Raw genomic sequence first — 6,451 nt, 5'->3', positions numbered from 1 at the left:
CCACCCGGTACTCGAACAGGGGAAGATCCCGAACCCGCCGCAGCGTCGTCTCGTGCACCTGACGCGTCCGGTGGCCGCAGCGTTCGCAGTGCATCCACTGCCGCGTCGGCTTCAGGTGCAACTCCAGCGTGCCGCCCGCCTCGTCCGGCCATACCGCACGTTCCAGCCGATAGCCTTCCCAGCCGCCCAGCTTCTGCAGCGTCTTCTTGTCCAGCATCCCCCTCTCCCGTGTCCAACCCGGCTCCACGCGAGATTACGATGCCCTTCAGCGCACGAATACCTCCCCGGTATCCTTCGATGAACCAGAAAAAAGCCCCCGGCGAAACCGGGGGCCAGTGACAGCACAAACGGCGTGACCGAATTACCCGCTGGTGCCCGTGCGCGGGGCGGGCTCGCCCTCGTCCGCACGCGGCTCCTGGTACACCACGTCCAGGGCCTTGGCCGCGGCCACCTCGTTGAAGCGACGGTTCGGCAGATTGTGCGGCGAGGCCTTGATGGTGTCGATGTCGCGGCCGGCCTCTTCCAGGATCGCGGCCATCGCCTCGACGAAGCCGTCCAGCGTCTCCTTCGACTCGGTCTCGGTCGGCTCGACCAGCAGGCACTCCGGCACCAGCAGCGGGAAGTAGGTCGTCGGGGCATGGTAGCCGTGGTCCAGCAGGCGCTTGGCGACGTCGCCGGCGGTCAGCCCCAGTTCCTTGGCCTGCTTCTTCAGCGTGACGATGAACTCGTGCGTCGCACGACGCTCGGGATAGGCCAGGTCGAACCCGGCCCGTTCCAGTTCGCGCGCCAGGTAGTTGGCGTTCAGCGTGGCGAACTCGGACACGCGCTGCATGCCCTCGCGCCCCAGCATGCGCATGTAGACATAGGCGCGCAGCAGCACGCCGGCGTTGCCAGCAAACGCAGACAGGCGGCCGATGGTCTCGGGATAGTCCGTCTCGGTGGCAAAACGGTAGCCACCCTCGCCGTTCTCGATCACGTGCGGCACCGGCAGGTACGGCAGCAGGCGCTCGCCGACGCCGACCGCCCCGGAACCCGGACCACCCCCGCCGTGCGGCGTGGAGAAGGTCTTGTGCAGGTTCATGTGGATCACGTCGAAGCCCATGTCGCCCGGGCGCACCTTGCCGAGGATGGCATTCAGGTTGGCACCGTCGTAGTACAGCAGGCCCCCGGCCTCGTGGACGATCTTCGCGATCTCGGAGATGCGACGCTCGAACACGCCCACGGTGGACGGGTTGGTCAGCATGATCCCGGCGGTCTGCGGGCCCACGGCCTCTTTCAGCGCCTCCAGGTCCACGTCACCCATGGCGTCGGTCGGGATCTCGCGCACCTCGTAGCCGCACATGATGGCCGTCGCCGGGTTGGTGCCGTGCGCGGCATCCGGGACGATAATCTCGCGGCGCTCGGTATCGCCGCGCGCATCGTGGTAGGCGCGGATCATGGCCACACCCGTGTATTCGCCCTGCGCACCGGCCATCGGCGCGAGCGAAACGGCCTTCATCCCGGTCACGTCCTTCAGCATCTCCTGCAGCTCGAACATCGTATGCAGGAAGCCCTGGCTGTGGCTGGCCGGGGCATGCGGGTGCCGGTTCAGGAAACCGGGCAGCATCGCCAGGCTGTTACAGGCGCGCGGGTTGTACTTCATCGTGCACGAGCCCAGCGGGTAGAACTCGGTGTCGATGGAGAAGTTCTTCTGCGACAACCGCGTGTAATGACGCACCACATCCAGCTCCGAAGCCGCGGGCAGGCCGGGGGCCGACTTGCGCTGCAGGTTCGCGGGGATGGCGGTCGTGGCATGCGCGCGCGGCGCCTGGGCCACGGCCGAGCGACCGGCACGCGAACGTTCGAAGATCAGGTGGTTTTCCATGGTGCTCATAGCGGTTTCTCGCTTAAGGAATTCGTGGAAGGCGGCGGGCCCCGGGTGACCCGGCCCCGCCGCCTGTAGCCCATGATTTATTGCGTCGGGCTCAGATCGGCCCGGTCGTCCAGGGCCTTGAAGATGGCGTCGTAGTCCGGCTCGTCACCGATCTCGGAGACCAGCTCCGCGTGCATCACCAGATTGTCGGTATCCAGCAGCACGACACCGCGCGCGGTGATGCCTTCCAGCGGGCCGTCCTGGATCAGCACGCCGTAGTCCTTGGCGAAGTTGCGATCGCGCATCATCGACAGCACGGTCACACGCTCGAGATTCTCGGCGGCGCAAAAGCGACCCATCGCAAACGGCAGGTCGGCGGACACCACCAGGATCTCGAGATCCGGGCGCTGTTTGACCATGTCCTCGAACTTCTTGGTGGACTCGGCACAGACCGGGGTGTCCAGGCTCGGCACGATGTAGACCAGCTTGCGCTTGTCGCCAAAGTTGGCCAGCGAGACGTCCTCAAGGTCCTTGGTCGTCAGCTTGAAATCCGGCGCCGGCGAGCCGACGTGCGGCAGGTCGCCGTTGGTATGGATCGGATTACCCTTCAGTTTGACTTCGGCCATGGCGTGCCTCCTCAGGCTTGTGGTGTATGGCGCGTCGGGTGCGACCCGCGTCAGGCAGCCTTCGCCTGCTCGCAGATCGTCACATACTGCTCCAGATCGGCATCCGTCTTGGTCTCGGTCGCGCAGGCCAGCACGCAGCCGTCGAGCTGGGCATAGTCGCGGCCCAGCTGGTAGCCGGCCAGCACGCCGGCATCGGCCATCGCCTGTACGCGATCCGCGACGTTGCCGCCGAAGTCCAGCGCGACCTCGTGGAAGTACTCGCCGGTAAAGCGCGGCTTGATGCCCTTGGCCGCCAGCTTGTCCACCAGGGCGTGGGTATTGGCGTAGCAGGCCTCGGCCACACGGGTCAGGCCTTCGTCACCCAGCAGGGACATGTGGATGGTCGCGGCGGTGACCACCAGACCCTGGTTGGTGCAGATGTTCGAGGTCGCCTTGGAGCGGCGGATGTGCTGTTCGCGCGCCTGCAGCGTCAGCACGTAGCCCGGCTTGCCATCGGCATCCTCGGCACGGCCGACGATGCGCCCCGGCATCTGCCGGATGTGTTTCTTGCGCGTGGTCATGAAGCCGAAATACGGCCCGCCGGACGAAAGCGGCGCGCCCAGCGGCTGACCCTCGCCCACCACGATATCCACGCCGTTCTCGCCCCACTCGCCCGGCGGCTTCAGCAGCGCCAGCGAAACCGGATTGACTACGGCAATCAACGGGATTTCGCGCTGTTCGGCCCAGCCGGTGAGCGCGTCGACATCTTCGAGGATGCCGAAGAAATTCGGCTGGCTGATGATCATCGCGGTCACGTCGTCGTCCGCGAATGGCGCCAGCGCCTCGACCGGCGTCTGGCCGGAGGTCTCGTCGAACGGGATCTCGACCAGCTCGATGCCCTGGTTGCCGATCAGGGTGTGGATCACACGGCGATAGTCCGGGTGCAGCGCGCCCGGCACCAGCACCTTCTTGCTCTTGGAGCGGCGGTTCACGCGCACGGCCATCAGCACGGCCTCGGCCAGCGCGGAGGCGCCGTCGTACAGCGAGGCGTTGGAGGCCTCCATGCCGGTCAGGCGGCTGATCATCGTCTGGTATTCGTAGATCAGCTGCAGCGTGCCCTGGCTGGCCTCCGCCTGGTACGGCGTGTAGGCGCTGTAGAACTCACCACGCGTAGCGATCTGCCACACGGCCGCCGGGATGTGGTGCTCATAGGCCCCGGCCCCGATGAAATTGGACGCCATGCCATCCCGCGCCGCGCGCTCCTGCATCAGGCGCGAGATCGCCATCTCGTTCAGGCCCTCGGGGACCTTTTCGAGCGCCGGCGCACGCAGTTCTTTCGGGATCTCGTCGAACAGATCCTCGATGGAATCAGCGCCGATGCGGTCGAGCATCGCGCGGATGTCTTCTTCGGTATGCGGGATAAAGGGCATGTCGTACTCGCTTTCGCTACTGCGAAGTTCGGATCGGGCCCCGGGCCGGATGCCCGGGGCGCCTTATCGCTCCTGCCAGGTCGGCTCCGTCAGAAACCGCCCCGTCGGGAACGTCGGATCAGGACTCGGCCTCGACGTGCGCGGCGTAGGCGTCGGCGTCCATCAGGGCGTCGAGCTGGCTCGCGTCGGAGGGCTTCATCTTGAACAGCCAGCCCTCGTCAAACGGGGACTCGTTGACCTTCTCGGGGCTGTCGGCCAGTTCTTCGTTGGCCTCGGTCACCTCGCCGGACAGCGGGGCATACACGTCCGAGGCGGCCTTGACCGACTCGACCGTCGCGCAGGCCGAACCGGCCTCGACCGACGCGCCCGCCTCCGGGGCCTCCACGAACACCAGATCGCCCAGCAATTCCTGCGCGTGATCCGTGATGCCAATGGTCACGGTGCCGTCGGCCTCCTGGCGCACCCACTCGTGGCTCTTGGTGTACTTCAGGTCCTTCGGTGCTTCGCTCATGACGTCTTCCTTTTTCGTTTGGATCCCGCCTGCGCAGTTTAGTCTCGCGCGGGCGGCATGAGGCAATCCTCGATTCAGTTTTTCGGCCGTTCGATCTGCGGCTCGCCGTTACGTACAAACACCGGCTTGACCACCCGTACCGGCAGCATGCGCCCGCGAATGTCGGCCTGCAGTTCCTCGGCATCCACCGCGGCCGGGATGCGCGCGAACGCAACCGACACGCCCAGGCTCGGCGAGAAGCTGCCGGAGGTGACCACACCATCGCCGGCGGGAGTCTCGATACGGGTACCTCCGCGCAACACGCCGCGCCCCTCCAGCACCAGCCCGACCATGCGCTCGGGCACGCCCTCGGCCTTCCACTGCTCGACAGCCTTGCGACCGATGAAGTCGCGCTCGGCATCCTTCAGGGCGATAGTCCAGCCGAGATTCGCGGTCAGCGGATTGGTCTGGTCGTCCATGTCGGTACCGTAGAGGTTCATGCCGGCCTCCAGGCGCAGCGTATCCCGCGCGCCCAGGCCGACCGGGTTCACGCCGACGTCCTTCAGCTTTTCCCAGAAGCCATCGGCCTGCTCCGCCGGCAGCATCACCTCGAAGCCGTCCTCGCCGGTGTAGCCCGTACGGGCAACGAACCAGGAATCGTTCCAGACGGCGGAGAACGGCTTGAGATCGCCGGCCGAACGCAGATCGTCCGGCAGCAGCGGCAGCGTCTTCTCCACCGCCTGCGGGCCCTGAATCGCGATCAGTGCGAACTCCGGGCGCGGCTCGACGTTCACGTCAAAATCTTTCGCGACCTGCTGCATGTGGGCGATGTCGCCCTCGGCGGTCGCGGCGTTGACCACGGCGCGGTAGGTGTCACCCCCGGTCCAGTAGATGATCAGGTCATCGATCACCCCGCCGGCCTCGTTCAGCATGCAGGTGTACAGGGCGCGGCCCTCGGTCTTCAGCTTGGCGACATCGTTGGCCAGCAGGTAGCGCAGGAAGGCCTGCGCCTGTGGGCCATGGACATCGACGACCTGCATGTGCGAGACATCGAACATGCCGGCTCCGGCGCGCACCATCTTGTGCTCCTCCATCTGGGAGCCGTAGTGCAGCGGCATCTCCCAGCCGGCGAAGTCGACCAGCTTGGCCCCGGCGCGCTGGTGCGCGGCGTGAAGCGGCGTTTTCTTCAGACTCATCTTTTGTCGCCTTGCATTCGTGTTCGTGAGACGGGCCGCATCCCGGCCCGCCGCAGCCCCGGCGTATACGCGGGGCATAAAAAAAGGGCGGCCAGCAGGGTCTACCTGCCAGCCGCCCCTCTGTCCTGAAACCTGAGAGTTTGCGCCTTGCCAGCGATTTCTCGCTGCAGGGCCGCCCCCTTCGGTGGGCCGTCGCCGGCCGCTCTCCAGAGTGTGTCTCCTGCACCGTTCCGGTCCGGTAGCCTGAGCGATTCCGGGCGGATGTTGCGCCTTCGGCGTCTGCCAATCGACTCGCGATCGCAGAACTCTTCCAGAACGGTGTGCGGGCATTGTCGGGCACCCGCAGACGAAACTAATTGTACACCCAAATACCTCCTTCGCGAAAGCCCGGACGGGTGGCGGCGGCTTTTCGGCGCCCGCCCCGACCGCATATCGAGGGCACCGTCATCACGAGGCGTGCAGCGACGAAGCAATTTCCATCCGAAACCACCGGATGCTGATTCCCCCGCACTGCCCGCTTTCGGAGGTTGCCGCGTCGCTGCGCTCCTCAATGGAATGGACGCCCCCGCCCTATTACGGCATCGCGATGTGCCAGAGTGGGGGTGTGAACTCTCACTCGAAGCGACGGAGGCGTCCAGATGCAGGTTACAACACTCGGCATTGATCTCGCGAAGAACGTGTTTCAGGTCCACGGCGTGGATGCGCAGGGCCGGAAGGTGTTTTCGAAGGCGATCACGCGGAAGAAGCTGCTTGCGTTCCTGGCGCAGCTGCCGGCGTGCCGGGTGGGCATGGAGGCCTGCGGGAGTGCCCATTACTGGGCCCGTGAGTTGCAGGCGTTGGGGCACGAGGTGCGGCTGATGGCGCCGCAGTTCGTGAAG

Annotated in this window: 6 protein-coding genes, 1 pseudogene and 2 riboswitches; of the genes and pseudogenes, 1 reads left to right on the top strand and 6 read right to left on the bottom strand. The window is 66.0% G+C overall.

Annotation, left to right across the window (positions count from 1 at the left end; all coding sequences use genetic code 11):
* The 6 genes from F813_RS0113360 to gcvT all read right to left on the bottom strand — a co-directional run.
* Window positions 1–217: transposase family protein (locus tag F813_RS0113360; protein WP_017926930.1), on the bottom strand; the 217-nt coding region annotated here is incomplete at its 3' end.
* Between the two features lie 144 nt (window positions 218–361).
* On the bottom strand, window positions 362–1,873 hold the full coding sequence (gene gcvPB / locus F813_RS0113355) for an aminomethyl-transferring glycine dehydrogenase subunit GcvPB (RefSeq protein WP_017926929.1): 1,512 nt from the start codon (window positions 1,871–1,873) through the stop codon (window positions 362–364).
* A gap of 77 nt (window positions 1,874–1,950) precedes the next feature.
* The gene (gene tpx / locus F813_RS0113350; RefSeq protein WP_017926928.1) at window positions 1,951–2,478 is read right to left on the bottom strand and encodes a thiol peroxidase; all 528 of its coding nucleotides are present in this window, start codon (window positions 2,476–2,478) and stop codon (window positions 1,951–1,953) included.
* Between the two features lie 50 nt (window positions 2,479–2,528).
* Entirely contained in the window at window positions 2,529–3,887 is a 1,359-nt protein-coding gene (gcvPA, locus tag F813_RS0113345; RefSeq protein ID WP_017926927.1) for an aminomethyl-transferring glycine dehydrogenase subunit GcvPA, read from the bottom strand.
* Window positions 3,888–4,005: 118 nt separating this feature from the next.
* The gene (gene gcvH, locus F813_RS0113340) at window positions 4,006–4,398 is read right to left on the bottom strand and encodes a glycine cleavage system protein GcvH (RefSeq protein WP_017926926.1); all 393 of its coding nucleotides are present in this window, start codon (window positions 4,396–4,398) and stop codon (window positions 4,006–4,008) included.
* A gap of 74 nt (window positions 4,399–4,472) precedes the next feature.
* Window positions 4,473–5,573 (bottom strand): glycine cleavage system aminomethyltransferase GcvT, encoded by a 1,101-nt coding sequence (gene gcvT, locus F813_RS0113335; protein WP_017926925.1) that lies wholly within the window; start codon window positions 5,571–5,573, stop codon window positions 4,473–4,475.
* A gap of 110 nt (window positions 5,574–5,683) precedes the next feature.
* Window positions 5,684–5,793, bottom strand: a riboswitch (glycine riboswitch).
* A 1-nt stretch (window position 5,794) separates the two neighbouring features.
* A riboswitch (glycine riboswitch) is annotated at window positions 5,795–5,896 on the bottom strand.
* Window positions 5,897–6,211: 315 nt separating this feature from the next.
* Between gcvT and F813_RS0113330 the strand changes: the two are divergent.
* A pseudogene (locus F813_RS0113330) lies at window positions 6,212–6,451 on the top strand (IS110 family transposase); the annotation flags it as partial.

It is taken from the genome of Thioalkalivibrio sp. HL-Eb18 (assembly GCF_000364985.1).
Classification (GTDB): Bacteria; Pseudomonadota; Gammaproteobacteria; order Ectothiorhodospirales; family Ectothiorhodospiraceae; genus Thioalkalivibrio.
The sequence above is the reverse complement of the archived record's forward strand: the minus strand, read 5'-3'. Positions and strand labels throughout refer to the sequence as shown.